Origin of the sequence: Pseudomonas sp. CHM02 (assembly GCF_000612585.1) — a bacterium.
GTDB lineage: Bacteria > Pseudomonadota > Gammaproteobacteria > Pseudomonadales > Pseudomonadaceae > Aquipseudomonas.
In genome coordinates, this window is record NZ_JFCA01000033.1 from 21,021 (window position 1) to 42,917 (window position 21,897).

General features: G+C 54.8%; 20 protein-coding genes and 1 pseudogene. 12 read left to right on the forward strand and 9 right to left on the reverse strand.

Annotation, left to right across the window (positions count from 1 at the left end; genetic code table 11):
• Window positions 1-173: 173 nt before the first annotated feature.
• Window positions 174-2,273, reverse strand: a complete 2,100-nt coding sequence (locus BM70_RS0119715; RefSeq protein ID WP_051556776.1) for a hypothetical protein — start codon at window positions 2,271-2,273, stop codon at window positions 174-176.
• Window positions 2,274-2,318: 45 nt separating this feature from the next.
• Window positions 2,319-2,498, reverse strand: a complete 180-nt coding sequence (locus tag BM70_RS0119720) for a hypothetical protein (protein ID WP_025857579.1) — start codon at window positions 2,496-2,498, stop codon at window positions 2,319-2,321.
• 649 nt (window positions 2,499-3,147) lie between these two features.
• Between BM70_RS0119720 and BM70_RS0119725 the strand changes: the two genes are divergently transcribed.
• Complete coding sequence (locus tag BM70_RS0119725; protein ID WP_025857580.1) at window positions 3,148-4,029, forward strand: restriction endonuclease; 882 nt, start codon at window positions 3,148-3,150, stop codon at window positions 4,027-4,029.
• A gap of 573 nt (window positions 4,030-4,602) precedes the next feature.
• Here BM70_RS0119725 and BM70_RS0119730 read toward each other — a convergent pair.
• Window positions 4,603-5,970: a hypothetical protein gene (locus BM70_RS0119730; protein WP_025857581.1), complete on the reverse strand. Its 1,368-nt coding sequence runs from the start codon at window positions 5,968-5,970 to the stop codon at window positions 4,603-4,605.
• Window positions 5,971-6,662: 692 nt separating this feature from the next.
• Here BM70_RS0119730 and BM70_RS0119740 point away from each other — a divergent pair.
• From BM70_RS0119740 to BM70_RS0119750, 3 genes are all read left to right on the forward strand, one after another.
• Entirely contained in the window at window positions 6,663-6,917 is a 255-nt protein-coding gene (locus BM70_RS0119740; RefSeq protein WP_025857582.1) for a hypothetical protein, read from the forward strand.
• 72 nt (window positions 6,918-6,989) lie between these two features.
• Window positions 6,990-8,105, forward strand: coding sequence for a reverse transcriptase family protein (locus tag BM70_RS0119745; RefSeq protein ID WP_025857583.1), 1,116 nt, complete (start codon window positions 6,990-6,992; stop codon window positions 8,103-8,105).
• 275 nt (window positions 8,106-8,380) lie between these two features.
• Window positions 8,381-9,199 (forward strand): hypothetical protein, encoded by an 819-nt coding sequence (locus tag BM70_RS0119750; protein WP_025857584.1) that lies wholly within the window; start codon window positions 8,381-8,383, stop codon window positions 9,197-9,199.
• Window positions 9,200-9,373: 174 nt separating this feature from the next.
• On the opposite strand, the gene BM70_RS0119755 is transcribed toward BM70_RS0119750, so the two are convergent.
• Complete coding sequence (locus tag BM70_RS0119755; protein WP_025857585.1) at window positions 9,374-10,291, reverse strand: DUF808 domain-containing protein; 918 nt, start codon at window positions 10,289-10,291, stop codon at window positions 9,374-9,376.
• Between the two features lie 352 nt (window positions 10,292-10,643).
• Between BM70_RS0119755 and BM70_RS0119760 the strand changes: the two genes are divergently transcribed.
• The 3 genes from BM70_RS0119760 to BM70_RS33145 all read left to right on the forward strand — a co-directional run bounded on the left by BM70_RS0119760 (window position 10,644) and on the right by BM70_RS33145 (window position 14,575).
• Window positions 10,644-12,563: an ATP-dependent endonuclease gene (locus tag BM70_RS0119760; protein WP_025857586.1), complete on the forward strand. Its 1,920-nt coding sequence runs from the start codon at window positions 10,644-10,646 to the stop codon at window positions 12,561-12,563.
• Entirely contained in the window at window positions 12,560-14,236 is a 1,677-nt protein-coding gene (locus tag BM70_RS0119765) for a UvrD-helicase domain-containing protein (RefSeq protein ID WP_025857587.1), read from the forward strand. The genes BM70_RS0119760 and BM70_RS0119765 overlap by 4 nt, the downstream gene beginning before the upstream one ends.
• A 144-nt stretch (window positions 14,237-14,380) precedes the next feature.
• Complete coding sequence (locus BM70_RS33145) at window positions 14,381-14,575, forward strand: hypothetical protein (protein WP_155952178.1); 195 nt, start codon at window positions 14,381-14,383, stop codon at window positions 14,573-14,575.
• Window positions 14,576-14,608: 33 nt separating this feature from the next.
• On the opposite strand, the pseudogene BM70_RS31440 reads toward BM70_RS33145, so the two are convergent.
• Window positions 14,609-14,932: pseudogene (locus BM70_RS31440) on the reverse strand (calcium:proton antiporter); the annotation flags it as partial.
• 193 nt (window positions 14,933-15,125) lie between these two features.
• On the opposite strand from BM70_RS31440, the gene BM70_RS0119775 reads away from it, so the two are divergent.
• Window positions 15,126-16,079 (forward strand): adenosine deaminase, encoded by a 954-nt coding sequence (locus BM70_RS0119775; protein ID WP_025857588.1) that lies wholly within the window; start codon window positions 15,126-15,128, stop codon window positions 16,077-16,079.
• A gap of 93 nt (window positions 16,080-16,172) precedes the next feature.
• Here the strand turns inward: BM70_RS0119775 and BM70_RS0119780 are convergent, their stop codons facing one another.
• Entirely contained in the window at window positions 16,173-16,868 is a 696-nt protein-coding gene (locus BM70_RS0119780) for a helix-turn-helix transcriptional regulator (protein WP_025857589.1), read from the reverse strand.
• A 137-nt stretch (window positions 16,869-17,005) separates the two neighbouring features.
• The gene (locus tag BM70_RS0119785) at window positions 17,006-17,932 is read right to left on the reverse strand and encodes a LysR family transcriptional regulator (protein WP_025857590.1); all 927 of its coding nucleotides are present in this window, start codon (window positions 17,930-17,932) and stop codon (window positions 17,006-17,008) included.
• A gap of 118 nt (window positions 17,933-18,050) precedes the next feature.
• Between BM70_RS0119785 and BM70_RS0119790 the strand changes: the two genes are divergently transcribed.
• The 3 genes from BM70_RS0119790 (at window position 18,051) to BM70_RS0119800 (ending at window position 19,829) form a co-directional block, all read left to right on the forward strand.
• Entirely contained in the window at window positions 18,051-18,344 is a 294-nt protein-coding gene (locus BM70_RS0119790) for a putative quinol monooxygenase (protein WP_025857591.1), read from the forward strand.
• Window positions 18,345-18,487: 143 nt separating this feature from the next.
• Entirely contained in the window at window positions 18,488-19,501 is a 1,014-nt protein-coding gene (locus BM70_RS0119795; RefSeq protein ID WP_025857592.1) for a zinc-binding alcohol dehydrogenase family protein, read from the forward strand.
• 145 nt (window positions 19,502-19,646) lie between these two features.
• A complete protein-coding gene (locus BM70_RS0119800; RefSeq protein ID WP_010213424.1) occupies window positions 19,647-19,829 on the forward strand; it encodes a hypothetical protein in 183 nt (60 codons plus the stop codon).
• An 8-nt stretch (window positions 19,830-19,837) separates the two neighbouring features.
• On the opposite strand, the gene BM70_RS0119805 is transcribed toward BM70_RS0119800, so the two are convergent.
• The gene (locus BM70_RS0119805) at window positions 19,838-21,031 is read right to left on the reverse strand and encodes a multidrug effflux MFS transporter (protein ID WP_025857593.1); all 1,194 of its coding nucleotides are present in this window, start codon (window positions 21,029-21,031) and stop codon (window positions 19,838-19,840) included.
• A gap of 84 nt (window positions 21,032-21,115) precedes the next feature.
• Window positions 21,116-21,313 carry a heavy-metal-associated domain-containing protein gene (locus tag BM70_RS0119810; RefSeq protein ID WP_025857594.1) on the reverse strand — a complete coding sequence of 66 codons (198 nt, stop codon included), beginning with the start codon at window positions 21,311-21,313 and terminating at the stop codon, window positions 21,116-21,118.
• A 147-nt stretch (window positions 21,314-21,460) separates the two neighbouring features.
• On the opposite strand from BM70_RS0119810, the gene BM70_RS0119815 reads away from it, so the two are divergent.
• Window positions 21,461-21,841, forward strand: coding sequence for a hypothetical protein (locus tag BM70_RS0119815; RefSeq protein ID WP_025857595.1), 381 nt, complete (start codon window positions 21,461-21,463; stop codon window positions 21,839-21,841).
• Window positions 21,842-21,897: the final 56 nt, after the last annotated feature.

The window sequence follows — 21,897 nt, forward strand, 5'->3', positions numbered from 1 at the left end:
CTTGGGTTTGGGGTGGTGCATCTTAGAGATCCACGTTCATCGCCGCGTTTCCGATATTTTCGTGAGTCCGCATATTTCGTCATCTAGGTGTGCGTCGGCATTTCACGAATCTGCCTTGAATCCGTCGCCGATGCTGCCGAATCGGTCGACGGATATTGGCTATGCGAAGTTACTTAGAACACTTGCTCCTCAATGTGGAAGCGCTCTGGGAAATAGAGTTCAAAACGTTTCTTGGCATTTTCAAGCAGCTCCTTGGTGTTGAAGTAGTCAGAGCTATATCGACCAGATTTCGAGTTTATATAAAGCCAGGCACGGGAGTCTGGCGGCACAAATCCTTCATCTGCGTGCTTGATCTCACCAGCGATGCGTGCAGGCTTGAACCCGGTGATGCTAGGGTGCCCATTTCCGTCGTGCTCCTCTGCAATCAGAAGATCACCATCCAAAGAAATCGCCCAAATTAAGTTAGGGACTTGTTTGAGTGCAAAGCGCTGAAAAACTTTTAACAGCTCATCGCCCCGAGGTTCGTAATAGGTTTGGAGAGTAGAATTCAGCTTGATGCTCCCACCTTCGAACTCTGTAAGCCTCAGCTTTTTGGGTGCACGCGGGGTTCCGTATGTAGTGTCCAAATGGCTTTCCCGCCTGTCGCCAGCCTTGTTGAGACGTCGAAGGAAAGACTGATAAAAATGGCCTGTGTTGTGCTCGATTTTGTCAGGGTCTTTGCCCCGGAACCCTTTCAGAACGACCTCCGCGAGCTTGATGTTTTGAATATAGATCGCGGACACAGCATTCCCCTGCGGGATATCACTGGCATCGATGAATACTGTAAATAGTGGCGTTCCGTGATAGCTGAAAGCTGCCGCCCACTGGAGCCGAGCATAGCTGGTGGTCAGGAATTTTTGTTTCTCATTCATCCACTTCACGTAACCAGCTTGGTCGACTTGAAGTGTCGAGCCATCTTCATTGACTACCCGATCAGCGACATGGCGGATAATCTCCTGTCGGATACTCGAAATATCTTTGAGCTGGATGTCATAGGTGAGTGGCTCAACCTCGCCGAGCTGCGCGCTGAGTTCGCGTTTCGCCTCTTCCACAATCAGATTGCACGTCACGTAAATATAGTAGAAGGGCAACCGCGCTTTTTTATCACTGGGGACGATGGATGACAAAGGTACGATCAGCTCATGAGGCTCTTCCCAATCAGTATTGGATTTCATTTTCTGAAGGCCCAGGGCCCACATCTGACCCTTGATGTCTGATGTTCCCGTCAAACTGTAATCTTCGAGCTGCACAAGCTTTGCTCGAGCGAAGGGGCCAAGCCGATCATCATGGACGTAAAGAACCTGCTCGTCCTTGTCAACCTTGAAACCGACAATGCTGATGGCGTGCCCACCTTTACCTTCAAAGTTGCCCGATTCCTCTTGGGTGAAGACCTCACCTGTCAGTATCATCGGCAGGCCGCTATTTACATGCGCCACGACCGATGCCAAAAACTCTTCGACCACTGGTTTTTCCATGCTTTCTGCATGGTAGCGCACGCCTTCGACGTCCAGTGAACGCAGGATTTGCTTATGAGTTAGCTGCTTGCTAGGGAAGCTATTGGCCGATCCTTCAACGTGGTTAAGAGCATTGATCGTGATCTCACTGCAAGAAGGAATGCCCCTGCCTTCACGCCACGGAAGAGAGTGCAGAGCTGTCCAGATTGCCGTAGTGGCGCAGGCCGCTACGACTTTGTCCTGCTCCTGGAATGCGATTGATCGCACTGAGAGAGGAATCCCGAACAAATCGACTTTATATTCCCGAGCTAAGCGCTTCTTCGTTTTCGCACTGGTAGCTGCGTCAGGCAGAACGATGAGGCAGGTTTTTCCGATGAACGTTCTGGGAAGCGGCTTGATGACCATAAACCCAAGATAGGCTTTATTAAGCTCGGCCATCTGGCCTTCAGCACCGTCTCCGCCCTCCAGAATCGTCGTGATATGGCGATGATCGACCTCGCGACTGAAGAAGTGCAAGCGGGCGCACTTATGGCCATCGTTGCCGAAACGCTTGACATAGTAGCGCGAGAAATCCTCGAGGTAGTCTTTGTCTACGTAGTTGTATTCCAACAGAACTGACTTAGCTTTTTCGCCATCCGGGAGGTTGTTGAGGTAATTGAAGATGTAATCAACCTGAGGCTTTTCGAAAATGTCCGGGAAATCATAACCAAAGCATTCCCTGACGAGGTTGGAGATCGTCTGCTTTTCGAACGAAGATACGAGATATGAAATCATGGACATAAAAAAAGCAGCCGTGATGGCTGCTTCCTTCCTCAAAATGGGGGATTAAAGGCTGCAAGCTCTTGCCAGCAGCTCCTGGCTCACGGCTTTGGAGGCGATGCGTTGCTCAACCTCTTTACCGTACTGTTTAACACGCGCATAGCTTTCCTGGTTCCGACGGTCGCGGGCAGGCGAGTCTTCAACAGTCTGGCGGTTGGCAAGGTCAATCAGTGCTTTCAGGCTCATGGCGTCTCTCAAGAACGTGCACATTTTCATTGAAGGTAGCAGAAGCGCTAGTCAATGCAAAACGAAACGATGCGGAATGCATCAAGCTTCACGACAGCATCAAAATGAATCGCTCTGGCGGTAGCGTGCGTTACGGTCACCGAAACGTTGATCGAAACGGCTGCGCATTATACAGATTGATCAACAAATGAACAGTTAAGTTCCCGCGATTTTTTCGGATACAACGATGCAACACTCGGCGAATCGATCACAGCTTTCATTCAGCATATCGGCAGAGCATCGTCGAACTCAAGAGGTTGGCTCCTTCATTTGTCGCCGTGTATTTCGTCTTCATCCACCCTGCGCAGCCTACGTTCGCGATAGCGCTCTCGAGCATCAGTCATTTTTGTAGGCATCCACCTAGCGTGAAAGGCGTACCCATTTATAGCGCTTTTTTCGAAATGCCCTCTTACCTCAATGCCTTGGAGAGTAGCTGATTTGATTGGAGATGTAGAAAGATGTCCAGGAAGCGCGCTCATCACGGAGTCAGCATATCGGTGGTCATGAAGATATTCCTCGGGATTGGATTGGGGCATATTATTAAATTAATTTTTCAACGCTATCTTGGCTTGGCATCTGAGTGTCGGGCAAATGAAGACCGAGGAAAGGTGTGGCGAATTTCAAATCGACTGAGATGCGGTTTCTAGATTCGATCTTCGACATGGGCGGCGGATACGTTCTCGACTTCTCCAACCGCACAATGGACGAATTTTTCATGGAGGAGCTTGAAATCGACATCTCCCACGAGATGTTTTCCAAAGATGGCACCTCCAAGGCTAGGCGTGTCAGATGCCTCCTTCAAAACGCCGATCACCCCACGGTTGCTCGAGTGCTCGAAGCACTCTGGAAGTACCGCCAGTCTATTCGGGAAGCGCGCAAGGCTGAGGAAGACGTTGTGAACGCAGAAGGCCGCTTCCTTTCCCTGCTCGAGTCAATCAGATCGCCAGGGCAGCAAGCAGAAGTAGTGCGAAATCCTTTCGCTGCGGCAGCGGTCATTGATCAGGGCCAAGTCCTTGATGCTTTCAAGCAGCGCCTATACGACCTGCGCGATCTACCACCGCAGAAGCGTGGTTATGAATTCGAAGGATTTCTTAAGGAGCTTTTTGACTCCTCCAGGCTCCATGCACGCTCGCCATTCAGCCTGGTTGGCGAACAAATAGACGGCAGCTTCCAGCTCGGTAACGAAACGTATTTGATTGAAGCCAAATGGGTCAGAGATCCGATTGGGGCAGCCGAACTTCATACGTTTCAAGGCAAGCTCGATCAAAAGGCCGCCTGGGCACGTGGCGTTTTCATCAGCTATGGCGGGTTCACGCAACAAGGCCTCCACGCCTTTGGTCGAGGCCGAAAGGTGATCTGTATGTCCGGTGAGGACATCTACAAGGCACTGGGACGGCGGATACCCATCGCTGAGATGATCGAGCGCAAAGTCAGGGCTGCAGCAGAGACGGGCGCTGCGTTCGTGCCGCTGGATGAGTTGTTCAAGTCGTGACCTCGACCGAGGCCCACGATCAGCGGCGTAGGTTGCTGCTAATTATCTCAATTTGGTTTGCGAGCCAGGATGAAAGCCTGCTGGGCCAAAACTTGACGCAGTCAGGTTCAGCTCACCCTAGCCGCACCCCGAAGGGGGCAGTCCCAAAGCAGAAGCAATGTGAACCGCCCCGACCTACGAGGCAAGAAGGTCATCGAAGGTCTCGCGAAACAGTCTCTCCATCGACCGAGGCACGGGCTTGTAGAAAGTGCTCCCGGCTGCCGATAACGAACCGCATGGGGTGGAGGTGAACGACAGTTGTGCGGTAGCCCAGAACAGCTGGGCCATTGTTCAAAGTGAAGGTGGCCTAACGAGCGTCAGCATATGTTTAGTCAAACCTTCTTGGACATACTGCTCAGGTATCGATTCCTCACCAGGCGTCTCCATCGCCACCAATGCTTTAGCCTGTTCGAATGCCTTGGTGATGGAAAGCCCAAAACCAATATACACCCTTCATCCAGCCTGAATGCCCTGAGAGCAGCCAGAGCGTATCTGGTCTGGCTGTGGGTGAAGCGTGCATGCCTTGAGCAGAGTTTACTTGGGGGCAACGTAGTAGCGAACCGATGACTCCAAAAAGCGCTTGTTGAGGTATTCCGGCGTGAGTTGGCCGGCCTCTTGGAGCCCGGCAAGTAGCTTCTCGTCAAGCAACACGAGTTCCGGGCTCACGGGCAGTGCTAGAAAACGTTTCTCGTACAGCGCTACGTTCGAGTCGGGGAGGATGAACTTCTCCCCCGTCGTTGTGAAGGGCACCCATACAGTGTCCTCAATCAGCACCCGGCCTCTGATGAAGAACGATGTGAGTGCCATGCTCACAACCGTGCGGGCTGTGGCATGTGGGTTTCCAGCACCCCTGTAAATTCGGACGGTATCATGCACTTGCTCCACTTCATCCTCTTCAAGCTCCGCCTGAGAAGGCGCCCAGGACGGAGGTTCCATGATGGAGTCGTAAAGTGGTCTTTCTTTGGCTGCAAAATAGGCCCGTGCTGCCAACATCACGAAGTATTCTGTGATCCAGGGGGAGCGAGCGATGCTTCCGGTCTCTGCGAGTAACGTCAGCTGCTGCTGATAATTGTCCTCGTTCGTTTTGATCATGCCCTGCTCAGTAGGCTGATCCCAAAGACGGGCGACAACAAACGAGTTCTTAGGTGCGCGCTTCAAGGCCTTGCCACTCGATTTATCGATGACTGTAAGCAGGTCTTCACCGCCTAACCATTGCTTCAAATGCGCTTGGGGGATGACGTGTTGATTGACCGTAATTTCGTTCGGGTTTTTTACACGCTTCCCATCTTCGTTTAGCTTTTCGATTGGCTTTTCATGGGGGGAGTGGTCTTTCTGATACATGTTTCTGGTCTCATTCGTTATTAGGGCACGCCGATGGGCGGCGATATCCGACTCGCTACTGGTGATGGAAAAACCGTCTTTACCAAGCGACCACTTGCCGTCACGTCGAATCAGCTCAGTAACCGCCTGGAGGAAGAATGCCCTGCCGTAGTAAACCCGCTCGGGATCCTGCTGCCTTTCGTAGGGAATCGATATGCCCAACGTGAGCGCCCCAGTCGCCTCGTTGTAAGCGGCTGATTCCACCTTGCTGTCGCTGATGGAAAACTGACTTGTGTTGGTCTCGGCCATGGCGCGGGAGAGCGCCTGCTCTAGCTCTTGATCCAGTTCGGAGAAAACATCGTCCTCGTGGATCGCGTCCTTGAAGTCACGCACGCCAAAGGCGGCGAGCATCAAACGAGCATCCGTAGGGGTTCGCTGGGCCACAACGACGAGCTCGTGGTACTCCTCGAACCCTGCCTGGCGCGCAAGCGATTCTTGGGCAGCAGAAAGCTTCATGTCGTGCTGGCGACCATGCTGCTTGGCTTGCGATTTGAAAATGCTGAGAGGGGAAAAATCAGACATAGCAATGTCTCCAAAACCATCAACGCTTTGGTTACCGATTGCCTGTTCACCGGGCAGCGTCTGGGTAGGGACATGCCGATGTAAAACGTGGGGTGCATCTACGATGGGCTATTGCTTCGCGAAACAGGCGCCAGGCGACCATCACCGCCTAGTGAGATCATAGGTCAACGAGCCCAACTCGACAACTCGAAAGATGCTCAATTTCCTAATTAGAATTAATACGAGCGACACTTAAATTTTGACGCTTTATATAGTCAAAAAGACGACTTATACGAAGAACAACTCTTGCAACAAATAATAGTTGTCGCCGGTTTGTTTATTCTGATAAATACTGCGTCTGTTGGGTGCTACCACCCAAGTGCTCTTTAAATATGACTGAAATTTGGGCTTGCGGTTTTTGACTGGGAAACTGGTCGCCTTGGTGTTCGCCTTGGCTTTCTTCGCCGCGAAGGTTGGTGCTGCCCATCGCTCCTCAGTGCTTAGCGCCTAGGGCAATCCCAAAGGTGATCCAAGGGTTTGTCTCTGATCGTTTGATGCGTTGAGGCGAAATGTGATGCGGCGGTAATGCGGCGGACGGCTTATCAAGGGACTTGATAAGCAGAACTGTGGTTTGTAGTGGCATCTTCAGCGTTCCTTTCGGCCCGGAATGCTTGGCGGCGGGGCAATTTCGCCTGTCGTTGGGAACATCAGTCATGGTTAATTTAAAGAACCTAGCGCGCCGCAAGGCGCGTCAGTCTATGCACAACAGTGAAGATGCTCGTGTCATCGAGATAGCTCCATCTCAAGAACCTAAAGCGAGTCGGATTGCGTGGGTAAAGGCGAAGGCAGTAACCCTGCTCAAGTGGATCGCACGTATTCGTCTATGCATCTGGTTATGGGAAAAGGCTGTTGAGGGCTGGGATTTTGTCGAGACAGTGGTGATTCCATTTATTGAGAACCTCCCATGACACAACAAACCACATCATTCGAATTCAGAGGGGCCGGTTCTTCGGGGCCGGCCCATCAACGGAAGCTTGGACATGGATGCTCCGTTCTATCCTCATAGCCCTATCCACAGCATCAGCGCCTTAGCACGTGCTCTCGGAGAGCCTGTCGAGAGGCTAATCGCACTTGCTCATCGTAGCTCTCGCCTTTATCGATATGTCCCGCAAACAAAAAAAGACGGCATAACACCCAGACATACCTATGATGCTCATGAGCCTCTGAAGACGATCCAGCGCAAGATCGTGGATCGGATCCTCAGCAAGGTTGCGTTCCCTGGATACCTGCACGGCGGTATCAGAGATCCCAAGCTACCCCGCAGCATTTACTCGAACGCTCGGGTTCATACCGGCGCCAAGACAGTCATCCTTCAGGACATCGCTGATTTCTTCCCGTCAATTACAAACGAGCACATTCATCGCTTGTTCGTGGGGCTCTTCCGTTTCTCCGCAGATGTAGCCACTCTGCTTGCGGATCTAGTTACTCGTGAGGGCCAGGTTCCACAAGGGGCGAGTACAAGTAGCTACTTGGCCAACCTAGTGTTTTGGGATATCGAGCCGGCGCTCGTCACTCGCTTTAAAGCTCAGGGACTGGCGTATTCGCGCTTCGCAGATGACATCACTGTTTCTTGCAAAACTCGTATTGATCAAGCTACTACCACCCAAGTTATTGCCTCTGTCACATGGATGCTCGGTCAGAAAGGCTGCCTGCAGAAGCGAAGCAAGCTGCATGTTCGTAAGCGCGGGCAAGCATTGATTACTGGCGATAAAGCTGACGCCGTCACCGTGACCGGATTAGTGGTGAGCGGGCCAATAACGGGGCTTCCCAAAAAACACCGATTGGCTATCCGCGCCGCCGTGAAACAGCTGGAGGATCGCGTCGAGGGTAATTCAGGTCATCTGTCCACTGATGATGAAATGGAGATGCGTCGAGTAATGGGACGCATAGGCAGGTTGATCGCTTGTGGGCATCCAGAGGGGCAGCGCTTGAAGGCTCGCGTTCGAGTATTACTGACGCGTGCGCCACTTTTGGAGCGATATGCAGGTGCCGAGTTTCAGGTTCAGATGGTTGCGGAGACCACCGCAAATCTGAGCGTAGCGGCTAGCAGCTTGCAAATTAACCTGCCGGTGGATCTGCCTTGGAAAGCTGGCTAACCGTTGGCTGGCGGTTTATTTGGCTGTGATATTCAGGAGCGGTTTGGCTAGAAAATGGGGCGATGTCGCTGACATGCAGACGGAGCTTCAAGCTCCGTAACCGCAACAAATTTCCACCCTGCGATACAGGAAGTTAAAACATTAAAATTCAAGTACGAAAGCTAAATCGGTTCTACGAGAATACGTCTCAGAGCAACGTCATTCAGTCTGTGAGAAGGCTTATATTCACCCATTGCTCTCAGCCTATTGAAGAGCTTGGCCGGTATCACGCAGATATGGTCTATAGCAAAGGCGGGACAGGTATACTGATCAAGTACCAGCAGAAATTTTTCCTCCTGACGGCTCAACATGTTCTAGATGAGAACTACGAGGCGGCACAAAACGAGTCGCCGTTCTTCACTCACCTCTTTGCTAAGAGAGGTTGGGAAGGAATAGAGGGTATGGGATTCCCAATGCGCGGCTGGCGTATCGGTGAGCTGATAACGGCAGATAGTCCCTGTATCGACATGCAAGACATCGTGCTGATCGAGCTTTCATCCTCGCTATTCCGTTTTCCCGATAAATTCATCGACCTAGATGGCACGAATGGCCGTATAGCCGTAGCTGTAAGCGATTTGTATGACGGCATGTTATTGGTAGCCTCTGGCTACCCAATAGATGAAAACCCGATTGAGTATCCGTATGGCGATGACTACAACTGCTCGACAGTGATCAATAAGCATATCTTTCACGGTGTTTGTGAGTTCGAAGGATCAGCCCCCCTCCTGCGTTTTTTTAGTCAGATCACACACTCAGAAATGAATGGAATGAGTGGCGGGATGGTTTCTAACCTAATGCCTAAATCCAACCAGGTTGCCTGGGTCGGTATGATTCAGAAGGCTGGTAATGGAATTCTCCGTTTCTATCCCGCATGCTGGATTATCCCAGCCATCAAGAACTATATGCAGGCGAGCCATTACGTCATAGATCCTGCTGTCCATATGGCAAATCTAGAAATTGAATCTACTCCAGAAGCAATCCAAGGTAGAGCAGAGTATTTCAAGATGATCAAGGTCATAACGGATGATATGAGGGCTAGAGAAGCAGGACATTAGCATTAGCCAATGCTCCTCTCTCGGCCCACTGCCCTACTTTTCAGGCTTAAAACGCCAGTTCGACTCACCTTATGCCAAACGCTGTTATGGGATTAACGGCGCTGAACCCAGCGATTCCTTACGAAGTAAGGTTGTATGCGATTCCAGATTCAACATCGTCGATGAGAGCTAGCTTTAAGCCTTACTTCCAGTGATGGATGTGATGCTTTTGACCACAAGTACGGCAACCATGCCTACGAGCGCGCCTACCAGGCAGTGAATGCCTAAAGTTGCGAAGGTTTCCCACGCCCCTGCCCCTTCGACCAGTCTCTCAGCAAAGTGCTGCATCGGCCCGATGCCTTCTGTAATGAACGCCCCCCCGACCAGGAACATTGCCACAGTTCCGATCCAGGATAATGCTTTCATAAGCTTCGGAGCAGCCGACAGCAGCCATCCCCCGACAGTTCGCACCACAGAACCCCATGTACCGGTAGCTTTAGACTTCTGGAGAATAAGGCCAGCATCATCCAAGCGGACGATCCCCGCAACCAATCCGTAAACGCCCACTGTCATGACCACCGCGATCAGCGCTAACGTCAAAATCTGTTGGAGCATCGGGGCATCAGTAACGATATTTAGGGTGATGACGATGATCTCGGCGCTCAGAATGAAGTCCGTTCGAACAGCCCCTGCAATCTTCCGCTTTTCATAGGCTGCAAGCTCTTCAGGCGTATTAGGCTTCGTTTTCTTTGGCTGCCCTGTGTCATCGTCTCGACCAGCCGTGAGCTTGTCCTTGATAGCCTCAAAGCCCTCATAACAGAGATATGCCCCCCCAATCATGAGCAGCCAGTGAACCGCCGCAGGTAAAAGTGCGTTCAACACCAAAGCACAAGGCACAAGGATGGCTTTGTTTCTCAACGAGCCCTTGAATACAGCCCATACCACCGGTAGCTCTCGGTCGGCTTTCATGCCGGTAACCTGCTCAGCATTCACAGCAAGGTCGTCGCTCAGGACGCTAGCCGATTTCTTTGCAGCGACTTTACTCATGAGCGAGATGTCGTCTAGCAGCGTGGCGATGTCATCCAATAACGCGAACAAGCTACTGCCGGCCATTTAAGGCTCCTTACGTTGATTTATTCTGTTCCCCCGAGCACCTCACGCATACCCACGCTAATGCCCCGCGTACACTCCTTCCGTAGGCTCAGGATTACCCTGTCGTCATCGGGTTACGGTGAGCACCTTTCTAGACAATGGACACACCATGCCGTTCATCAATAGCTAGGCGATCTGCAACAGAGCCTTCAAGACCGCACCAAATAATCTTTACTGAATGCTGGCCTACTAACATTTTTTAGATCAAACCGCCTATTCTAAGTCAGCGATATCCGAGCCGTTCGGCTGTCGGCGACGCGAACCGAGTCAGCAGACGCGGTACGTACACATCCTGGACGATGGGCGGTGAGCAATGAAGCTGCAGAGTATTCGGCTATGTAATTTTCAATCCTTCGGCAATGAGCCTACGGTAATCACATTCGAGGATGTCACCTACCTTATCGGCCCTAATGGCTCTGGAAAGACAGCAGTCCTGCAAGCGCTCTGCAGGTTGTTTGCCTTTGATCCAAGCCTCCGTCGAATCAAGCGATCCGACTTCCATGTGCCTGCTGATGAGGATTTGGTACCTGAGGAGCGCAGTCTGTGGCTGGAAGCGGATTTCGAATTCCCAGAGCTTCTAGAGGACGAGGACAACTCTACCGTGGCCCCGCACTTCGCTCATATGCGATTGGACACAGCCGAAGGTATCCCGCGCGCTAGATATCGATTGAGCGCAACGATGGGGATTGATGGGGACATTGAAGAGAACCTAGTTTATGTCCTCGATGTTGATAAAGACGCCAACCCATTGTCGACCGCAGTAGTCACTCGAGTGCATCGCAATACAATTCAAATGCATTACCTCCCCGCCAGACGAGACCCTGCCGACCACATAACCTATGGCGCTAATGCCCTGCTCGGACGCTTGCTACGAGCCGTAAATTGGGAAGACGACCGAGAACGGATCAAAGGACTCACTGACGAAATCAGCGAATGCTTGTCAGGAAACCAATCAGTAAGTGCATTCAGTGAAAGCCTGAATTTGATGTGGAAGCGACTTCACAGGGGCACCTTTTTCACCGACCCCAAGCTCACTTTCGTCACATCCGAAATTGAGTCGCTTCTCAGACACATGTCAGTGTCGTTCTCACCAGGGCACGACGAGAATCTAGTCGACTTCTCTCGCCTCAGCGATGGACAGAAGTCGATGCTCTATCTATCACTGGTGTTGTCCTCTCACGCCATCGGGCGTGCAGTCCTAACTGGTAAGGACGTTTCTTTCGACGCTGACAAACTGAAGCCACCGTCATTTACGCTGATCGCAGTGGAGGAACCTGAAAACAGCCTCTCACCTCATTACCTAGGGCGCATCGTTAACGCCCTCAATAGCTCAATTGGGGGGGCAGACTCCCAGGCAATCATCGCCACGCATGCTCCATCCATGCTCCGCCGCGTGGATCCTGAGAACATCCGCTATCTACGCCTTGCTGCGAACCGCGCCACCAAAGTTACCTGTATAGCCCTACCCGACAAGGAAGATGAAGCTCATAAGTTTGTCCGAGAGGCTGTACAGGCCTTTCCGGAAGTCTATTTTTCCCGGCTAGTGGTACTGGGTGAGGGAGACAGCGAAGAAATTGTTCTTCCGAGAATTCTTCAGGCGAAAGGTGCGCCTGTTGATGAGTCGGCGGTGACCATCGCGCCACTGGGTGGTCGTCACGTCAACCATTTTTGGAGGTTGCTATCCGCGCTGGAGACGCCCTATGTAACCCTACTTGATCTCGACGTTGCACGACATCAAGGTGGGTGGGGACGTGTAACCAACGTCAATAATCAACTTGCAAAATTTGCTCCAGAGAAAAAGCTTCCCGCTTGGAATATAGCCAAGTGGAATGATGATCTCCCGGTTCGAACCCACCATTGGTTTGAAGAAGGAAAAGTGAGCGTATTTGTCGAGCTGGAGAAGCGCGGAGTTTTCTTCTCAGAGCCCATGGATTTGGACTTCTCAATGTTGCTCGCCTACCCAAATGCATATGATGTATCGCTAAGCGATCCGGATGAGTCGACTGTTAAGGCCGTCCTAGGCAAGAGTCATCATAAGTCCGACCAATACAATGCAGCGGAACAGCAACTTTTTGGCACCTACCACTCCAAGTTCAAACTAGGTAGCAAACCGGCAGCACACATCTCTGCCCTTGCAAAGCTCACTGATGAAGACCTGCTAAAGGCTCTTCCTCCTTCGTTAGATCGTTTGGCCAATGCAATCATCGCGGCGCTGGAGGACATCCCAGAATGATCAGCGCGGATGTATGGAAAGTCGCCGATGGCTTGACCTTGGAAACAAACGCCCTTCTCGCTGTGAGGGAGCTTGGAAAGTCGCTCGCGCTCACCGCAGGCCCAGGCGCAGGCAAAACGGAGGTTCTGGCGCAGCGGGCAGACTTTTTGCTACGCACCGGAAACTGCCGATACCCCAAGCGAATACTGGCGATCTCCTTCAAGGTCGATGCGAGCATAAACCTCAAGGAACGGATTCGTCGCAGATGCGGACTTGATCTGGCTGCACGCTTCGACAGCTACACCTTTCACGGCTTCGCCAAGCGCATCATTGATAGGTTTAGACCCGTGCTCACGGGCGGGGACTCTCTTGAGCCAAACTACTCCATAGGCGACGAACCAATTCAAGGCAAACAAATTAAGTTCGCGCAGCTCATACCTCTCGCAACGAAGATCTTGAGCAATTCAGTGGTTGCAAGAAATGCAATTTGTCAGACCTACGCTGATGTATTCCTTGATGAGTTCCAAGACTGCACTACTGAGCAGTACGCACTGCTGAAGCTTGTCTTCATGAATAAGCCAATTCGATTGACCGCCGTCGGTGACACCAAACAGAAAATTATGGGCTGGGCGGGAGCACTGGATGGCATATTTATAGACTACGCAAAGGACTTCGACGCCCGACCACTCAATCTATATCGAAACTTCCGATCTAAGCCTCGGCTTTTGCGGATGCAGAACGAGATCATTCGAACACTTGATCCTGCTGCGGTGATGGCAGATGACCTGATCATTGGAAACGACGGCGAACTCCTCGCTCGAAACTACGACAACAGTCACAGCGAAGCAGCCGCGTTGGCCAACATCATCCAGAAGTGGATAGATGTAGAGAAAATACCCCTACCAGAAATAGCGATTCTTTTTCCCAGGCAGATAGACCTCTACGGCACCCCCCTCATGGAGCAACTGGCAGCCAGAGGAATTCCCTTTCGCAACGAGCATGAGTCTCAAGATCTAGTTAATGAGCCCGCCGCTCGCCTAATTATTGACTACCTATCATGCCTGTATCGGGAGCGAGAACCGAAGGCGTGGATCAATTTGATGGAGCAACTGGTTTCATTTAATGACGAGGACGGTGAATCTGAGCTCCAGAGAAACTTCGAGCGCCTCTATCTTGCCCAGCGCAAGGAAGTGAAAAAATTGGCCCGATCTGACGCGCCTTATTCAGGATGGTGGGAGCTAACTATGAAGTTCCTAAAGAATATCGGCCTACCCGTGCTGACCACCCTTTCTTCTGACTACGAAGCAAAAGCCAGATTGAACGAGGTTATCAAGAACACGAGACAGCAAATTGAGAAACTGCTCGAGCAAGAACCGGATTTGCTCAAAGCACTTGATCTGTTCTCCAACGATCAAGCAGTCCGTTTTCTGACGATTCATAAAAGTAAAGGATTGGAATTCCACTCTGTAATTATGATCGGTGTAGAAACACAGACATTTTGGGGCAAAGTCCAAGAGGAGCGTTGCGGCTTCTTTGTGGGTGTTTCACGTGCCAAGGAGCGGTTGATGATCACGACATGCGACTTACGTTATCGACCGGCCTCAAACCCTCCAAGGTGGAATGAGCATCGCACTCCTCATGCTGAGTTCGTCACATACGTAACGCCATTTCTTTCCGCCCAGCCAAATGCCTGACAGGTAGCCGCGTGTCGCTGATCTTGTATGAACTCGCGGCAAGGATGCTCCCCACACAGCAAGTCATCCTTAGACCTCAAGCAGAGTCACAAACACGAGCTGAGGAAAATCTCCGGGCTTCCGGGGTATGCCATAGATAGAGGTGTGTCAGGAAGGACAAGGCAAGAGCACTCCCAATCAAATACACATCTTAATCTTCCCCATCAAGAGCAAGAGCAAGAGCAAGAGCAAGAGCAAGAGCAAGAGCAAGAGCAAGAGCAAGAGCAAGAGCAAGAGCAAGAGCAAGAGCAAGAGCAAGAGCAAGAGCAAGAGCAAGAGCAAGAGCAGGTCAAAGCCTAAGGGCTTTGACACCAAAGCGTAGTGTGTCTAGAAAATCACCGCCGAGTAGATGGTGTCGCGCACCAGGGTAGGCGACGGTTCATTGCTCATCATGATCGCCAGGATCACCACTTCCACCAGCACGGCGGCGAGGGTGAGGATCATGGTGCCGTAGGGGTCGCCGACTTTTTCCGCAAGTTGCTCGGCGTGATGGGCCACGCGCATCGACGCCACCACGATAAAGCCGATCAGCACCACGCCCGCCAGCAGCGCCACCCCTTGCCCGCTATGGAGCATCCAGTGCTCCAATGGGTAGGCAGCAATGGCGGCAATCAGCGCCAGCAGCATGAATTTTTCTTGCTTGAGGGATGTGAGCATTCCGGGCCTTTTAGTACGGCAGATCAGTCATTGATGGGGTACAGACTGCGCCACGCCGCTAATGTTTCGTTACACCTTAGTTCACACGGCCCTTGTATGAATAAAAGTAAAACTCTCCTGCTGGTCAGGTTTTACCGATTATTTCAGCCATGGCCTGTAGAATGCCGCCATTGCACCTGATGAGAATTTAGACATGTACGATTGGCTTAACGCCCTGCCCAAGGCCGAATTGCACCTGCACCTGGAAGGCTCGCTGGAGCCGGAGTTGCTGTTCGCGCTGGCCGAGCGCAACAAGATTGCGCTGCCGTGGAACGACGTCGAAACCCTGCGCAAGGCCTACGCCTTCAACAACCTGCAAGAGTTTCTCGACCTGTATTACAAGGGCGCCGATGTGTTGCGCACGTCCCAGGACTTCTACGACCTGACCTGGGCCTACCTGCTGCGCTGCAAACAGCAGAACGTGATCCACACCGAACCCTTCTTCGACCCGCAAACCCACACCGACCGTGGTATCCCGTTCGAAGTGGTGCTTAACGGCATCGCCGCCGCGCTCAAAGATGGCGAGCAGCAACTGGGCATCACCAGCGGCTTGATCCTCAGCTTCCTGCGCCATCTAAGCGAAGCCGAAGCCGAGAAGACCCTCGACCAGGCGCTGCCGTTCCGTGACGCGTTCGTGGCCGTGGGCCTGGACAGTTCGGAAATGGGTCACCCGCCGAGCAAGTTCCAGCGCGTGTTCGACCGTGCCCGCCACGAAGGCTTCCTCACCGTGGCCCACGCCGGTGAAGAAGGCCCGCCGGAGTACATCTGGGAAGCCATCGACCTGCTGAAAATCCAGCGTATCGATCATGGCGTACGCGCCATCGAAGACGAACGCCTGATGCAGCGCATCATCGACGAGCAGATCCCGCTGACCGTGTGCCCGCTGTCCAACACCAAGCTGTGCGTGTTCGACGACATGGCCCAGCACAACATCCTCGACATGCTCGAACGTGGCGTGAAGGTGACCGTGAATTCGGATGACCCGGCCTACTTCGGCGGTTATGTCACCGAAAACTTCCACGCGCTGTACACCTCGCTGGGCATGACCCAGGACCAGGCCAAACGCCTGGCGCAAAACAGCCTGGATGCGCGGCTGGTCAAATCGTGATCCCATAGGAGCCGGCTTGCCGGCGATAGCATCATCTCGGTCATCCTGGAAAACCGAGTGGTCTGCATCGCCGGCAAGCCGGCTCCTAAAGGGTCAGCGCTTCTCCGGCATGGCCAATCGGGTGATTTCCCGCCGCCCGATGGCATTGACCTGCAGCGCCTGGGACTCATTGATCACGCTGATCCAGTTCGACTGCAGAAACAGTTGCAGCAACCCCGCCCCCAACGCACCTCCCAAGTGCGGCTGCAGCTGGCTCCAGTCGAAACAGTTGCACACCAGCGGCGACGCCAGCGCCTGGGTAAAAATGCCCAGGCCCGCCAGATGCTGCGCGCCCTTGAACGTGACATCGGTACGCTGTTCATAACACTCGATCCAACCCGCCTCCAGCAGATGCTGATACAACTGCGCGCCCAGTTCCCCGCCGAGGTGCCCATGGCACAACCGGGCATGGCGCAACGACGACGGTGCAACCAGGGGTTGCGGCAATGCACCCGGCGCACTGCGTGTGGCGCAGGCGACGGTAGCCCTGGCCATGGCATCGACGGCGGCGCAGACATCAGGCGCCGCCACGCGAAACAAGCGCTTGCCGCGCCGGGCCTCCACACGCAGCAACCCCCCTGCGGTCAGTCGCGCCAGGTGCGCGTTGGCGGATGTCGGTGACAACCCGGCGAGCGTCGCCAACTCTACCGGCGACTTGGCCGACCCATCCATCAAAGCCCACACAATGGCGGTGCGTTTGGGCTCGGCGAGCAAGCTGGCGATCTGACTGATGCACGGTGCTGCTTCCATCGTTTCACTCCCTGTTGGTTTATTCTTCTGCTGAGGTTCGCGCCAAAGTATAGGAGCGCAAACCGCCGGTTCCACGGCGTCTGACAGCATGGATAGGGACAGTAACTGAGTGAAATTTCCTGTTGTGCTGGAGGCCGTTACGTAGAGCTCGATCGCTCCGGCAACTGGGCTGTCAACCTCGCACAACGGGACACGAGCATTTCCCGCAACAGGTTGATGGGTTTGCTCAGTTGTGCACGATGGGCACACAGCAGGTTGAGCGGTGTGCGCTCACCACGCAGCTCAGGCAGGATCAAACGCAGGCGCCCGGCCAGCACGTCGGTGCTGACATCGAGCCAGGACTTGTAGGCAATGCCCACACCCGCCACCGCCCAGCGACGGACCACATCGGCATCGTCACTGAAGCGATCGCCGCTGACGGTCAGGCTGACTTCGCGCTTACCGTCGCGGAAAGTCCAGTGGTCATGAACCCGGCTACCCAGCATGTACAGCAGGCAATTGTGCTGGGCCAATTGCTCCAGGTGCCGAGGCTCACCATGGCGCGCGAGGTAGCTGGGGGAGGCACACAGTACGCGAACGTTATCCGGCGCGACGGGCAGCGCGATCAGGCTGGAGTCTTCGGGCTCGCCGTAGCGCAGGGCAATATCCACCGGCTGGCGGAACAGATCGGCAATACGATCGCCCAACAGCAGGCGCACGGTGAGCTGCGGGTACTCACGCTGGAATTCATCCAGCCACGGCAGCAGTTGGTTGCGCCCGAAATCCGAAGGAGCCGACAGTTGCAGCACCCCGCTGACGTGGTCCTGACCGCTGGCCAATAAGCGTCGCCCTTCCTCCAGCGAGCTCAACGCAGCGCGGGCATATTCCAGGAAGCCCTCGCCTTCGGCGGTCAGGCGCAGGCTACGAGTGGAGCGCGCCAGCAAGCGCGCGCCCAGTTGCTGCTCAATACGCTTGAGCGCCGCACTGGCCACGGCGGGCGACAGGTCCATTACCCGTGCCGCCGCGGACAGGCTACCCAGGTCTGCCGCACGCACAAACAACTGCAAATCATCAAAACGCAGCATGCATCCCCGCCGATTATCAAAATTCCGTTGAAACAGACTGCTGTTTTAGCCGCTTTTATCTGCGCGGGAAATAGCCAATCATCTGTCCATCCCGTTCATCACGTGTCTGGAGTTGAATATGTCCACCGCCTTTAACGTCATCGCCACGCTGATCGCCAAACCCGGCCAACAAGCCACCCTGGAAACCCTGCTGCGCGGCCTGCTGGAACCCACGCGCCTGGAAGCCGGTTGCGAGCAGTATGACCTGCATCAGGACCTGCAACACCCCGAGACCTTCTACATGCTCGAACGCTGGAGCGACGACGCGGCACTGGCCGACCACGACCAGAGCGCACACATCCAGAGCTTTCGCGCCAAGGCCGCTGATGTGATCGAACACTTCGAACTCAAGCGCCTGAAATTTCTCGCCTGATCCCCAACCTTTTTCTGTAGGAGCGAGCTTGCTCGCGAAAAACTCAAGAGCCCCGCGTTAAACCAGAAGCGCTGCGTCATCGTTGACGATCTTCGCGAGCAAGCTCGCTCCCACAGTCAGTCACCGTATTCCCTGGAGCCATCATGAAAGCCATTGCCTACTACGCCTCACTGCCGATCAACGATCCAAACGCTCTGCAAGACATCGAGCTGCCAGCGCCCGTCGCCGGCCCGCGCGACCTGCTGGTGGAAGTCAAAGCCATCTCGGTCAACCCGGTGGACACCAAGGTGCGCCAGAACGTCGCCCCGGAAAACGGCGCCGCCAAAGTGCTGGGCTGGGACGTGGCCGGCGTGGTTAAGGCGGTCGGCAGCGAAGTGACGCTGTTCAAGGCCGGTGACAAGGTGTTCTACGCCGGTTCCCTGGTGCGCCCAGGCGGCAACAGCGAACTGCACACTGTGGATGAGCGCATTGTCGGCCACATGCCCAAGAGCCTGGGTTTTGCCGAAGCCGCCGCGCTGCCGTTGACCGCCATTACCGCCTGGGAACTGCTGTTCGAACGCCTGCAAGTGCGTGAGGGCAAGCAGGACGAAGGCCAGAGCCTGCTGATCGTCGGCGCCGCCGGTGGCGTGGGGTCGATCCTGACCCAACTGGCCAGCCAGCTCACCGCCTTGAAAGTGATCGGGACGGCCTCGCGCCCGGAAACCCAGGCATGGACCAAGGCCCTCGGTGCCGACCTGGTGATCGACCACAGCCAGCCGCTGAGCGAAGCGCTGAAAGCCGCCGGCCAACCGCAAGTGACCCACGTCGCCAGCCTGACCCAGACCGATCATCACCTGGACCAATTGGTAGAAGCCCTGCAACCCCAGGGCAAGCTGGCACTGATCGACGACCCCAAGGTGCTGGACGTCAGCAAGCTCAAGCGCAAGAGCCTGTCGCTGCATTGGGAGTTCATGTACACACGCTCGATGTTCGAGACGCCGGACATGATCGAACAGCACAACCTGCTCAACCGCGTGGCCGAACTGATCGACGCCGGCACCCTGAAAACCACCGTGGGTGAGCACTTTGGTGTGATCAATGCTGCAAACCTGCGCCGCGCCCATGCGCTGCTGGAAAGCGGCAAGGCCAAGGGCAAGATCGTGCTGGAAGGGTTCTGAGAACCAAGCGTCGGTGCCGTCTGTTATTCACCTGAGTGATGGACGGCACCATTAGTCCGACAGTTGATCTTTGTCATATTTGTGAGCGTATTCGGGTTTATATTGGCCGCCTTTGCCACGATTCTTTTACGTGAGGAAGTCAGCAATGAAGATCCTGATAAAAGCGTTAGCAAAATCCGCAGGCAATAAATGGCAGGTTCGTCTCGACCAGGACGCGTTCACCTTCCGCACCGAGGCCGAAGCCCGTGCCTTTGCCGATACCCTGCAAGCCCGTATCCAGGCGCCCCACCGTTTTCCAAACAGCCAGCAACGCTCCGCCGCTGGCTGACCCGTACTTCAGACCTGCGCCTGCAAGGCCCGCATCCGTTGCAGGCGCTGGGTCGACATCGCAATCGTCACCGCCAATACACCGCACAAGCTGATGACCATCGCCATCGGCATCGCCGTGCCGTCGTGCAAAAAACCCACTAACGACGCCGCCCCCGCCGCCACGCCAAACTGAATGCAACCGAGCAACGCCGAAGCGCTACCGGCCCGTGCTCCCTGCCCGCTCATGGCGCACGCCGAGGTATTGGGCAAAATGCAGCCCAGGCTGGCAATGCAGATAAACAGCGGCACCAGCAATGGCCACAGCGCATCGGTGCGCAAGGCTGCGATGCCGAGCAACGTCAGCGCCGCCAACAGGTAGACCCACACACTGCGCGACAGCAGAAACGCCGGGCCGCGCTTGGACAGCAACCGCGCATTCACCTGGGCCACCAGGATAAAGCCGGCAGCGTTGGAACCGAACAGCCAGCCGTAATGCTCGGCAGGCACGCCGTAGAGTTGGATAAAGACAAAAGGTGAACCGGCGATGTAGGCAAACATCCCGGCAATCGAAATGCCGCCGGTCAGCGCGTAACCCAGGTAGACGCGGTCTGACAACAACGCAGCGTAGCGACGCAGCGAGCCGGACAACGGCTGACGCGGCTGATGGGCCGGGAAGGTTTCCGGCAGCCCGACCGCTACGGCGATGGCCGCCATCACGCTGAAGATCGACAGTGCGAGGAAAATCGATTGCCAACCCCACAGCCCCACCATCACCCCACCGGCCAGGGGGGCGAGGATCGGCGCCAGGCCGGTCACCAGCATCAGTTGCGAAAACACCTTGGCCGAACCCACCGCGTCGCATTTGTCGCTGACCACCGCGCGGGAAATCACCATGCCCGCGCAGCCGCCGAGGGCCTGCACAAAGCGCGCGCCGATCAGCCATTCCAGCGAAGGTGCAAAGGCGCACGCAAAGGACGCCAAGGTGAACAGGGTGACACCACTGAGCAGCGGGCCGCGTCGACCGAAGCGGTCCGCCAGCGGGCCATAGATCAATTGGCCGATGGCCAGGCCACCGAAATACACCGCCAGGGTCAGCTGGACGTGTTTTTCATCGGTCGCGAAGGCCTTGGCCATGGCCGGAAAGCCGGGCAGGTAAAAATCGATCGCCAGCGGTGCGAAGGCGCTCAAGGCACCCAGAATCAGGATTATGCGGAGGTTCATCGGGCACCCAAGTGAGACGGCAGCCCGATAGTCTAGCCGCGCTTGGGTGCATTGAACACGATAGCTCGCTAACTATTTTACGGGTCAGGCAAGCTTCGCGCTGTAGCCCTCTTCCGTGATCGCCTCGATCACCTGTTCGGCAGACAAGCGGCTTTCGACACCCACTTCCTTTGCCGCCAGGTCGACCTTCACACTGGCCGACGGGTCCTGGCTCTGCACCGCCTGGGTCACCGCTCGAACGCAATGGCCGCAGGTCATTCCTTCAACGCTGAATACTTGCATGACATGACTCCTTTGATGAGGTTGGACGCAGTGTCGACCTTGCCACGATGGCAAGGTCAAGTTCCTGGAATATCTGCCGGGCTGGTAATCGTTGGCATCGTCGGCCAAGCTTCACCCATCTTCGATTCACACTACGGAGCATTCGCCATGCGCTGGTCGTTTTTTGCCCTTCTCGGCCTGATGAGCTTGTCTGCCGCTGCGCCGCAGGCTGTCGCCGCAGAAGACTATGCGGTGCTGATCATTTCCCGGGAACGCCTGGAAGTGCCGACCAACTGCGAAATCGGCTTGTACCTGAATGACCAGCTGGCAGGCCGGCTGTTCCAGGAACAGGCCACCTCGTTCAACCTGCCGGCGGGCAACCTGTCCTTGCGCCTGAAACTGCTGCCGGGCCAATCCCCAGGCTGCCTGCCGGGGATGCTGGCACCGCCGGCACAGAACATCACGCTCAAGGTCGGTGATGTGCGCAAACTGCGTATCGCCCAGGGCCCGGACGGCATGTACCTCAAACCCGCCGCGTTGGAATATTAAAGGCGCTTGACCTTCCCCACAGGTCAAGGTTGATCCTACGGGCAACTTCTCCTGGA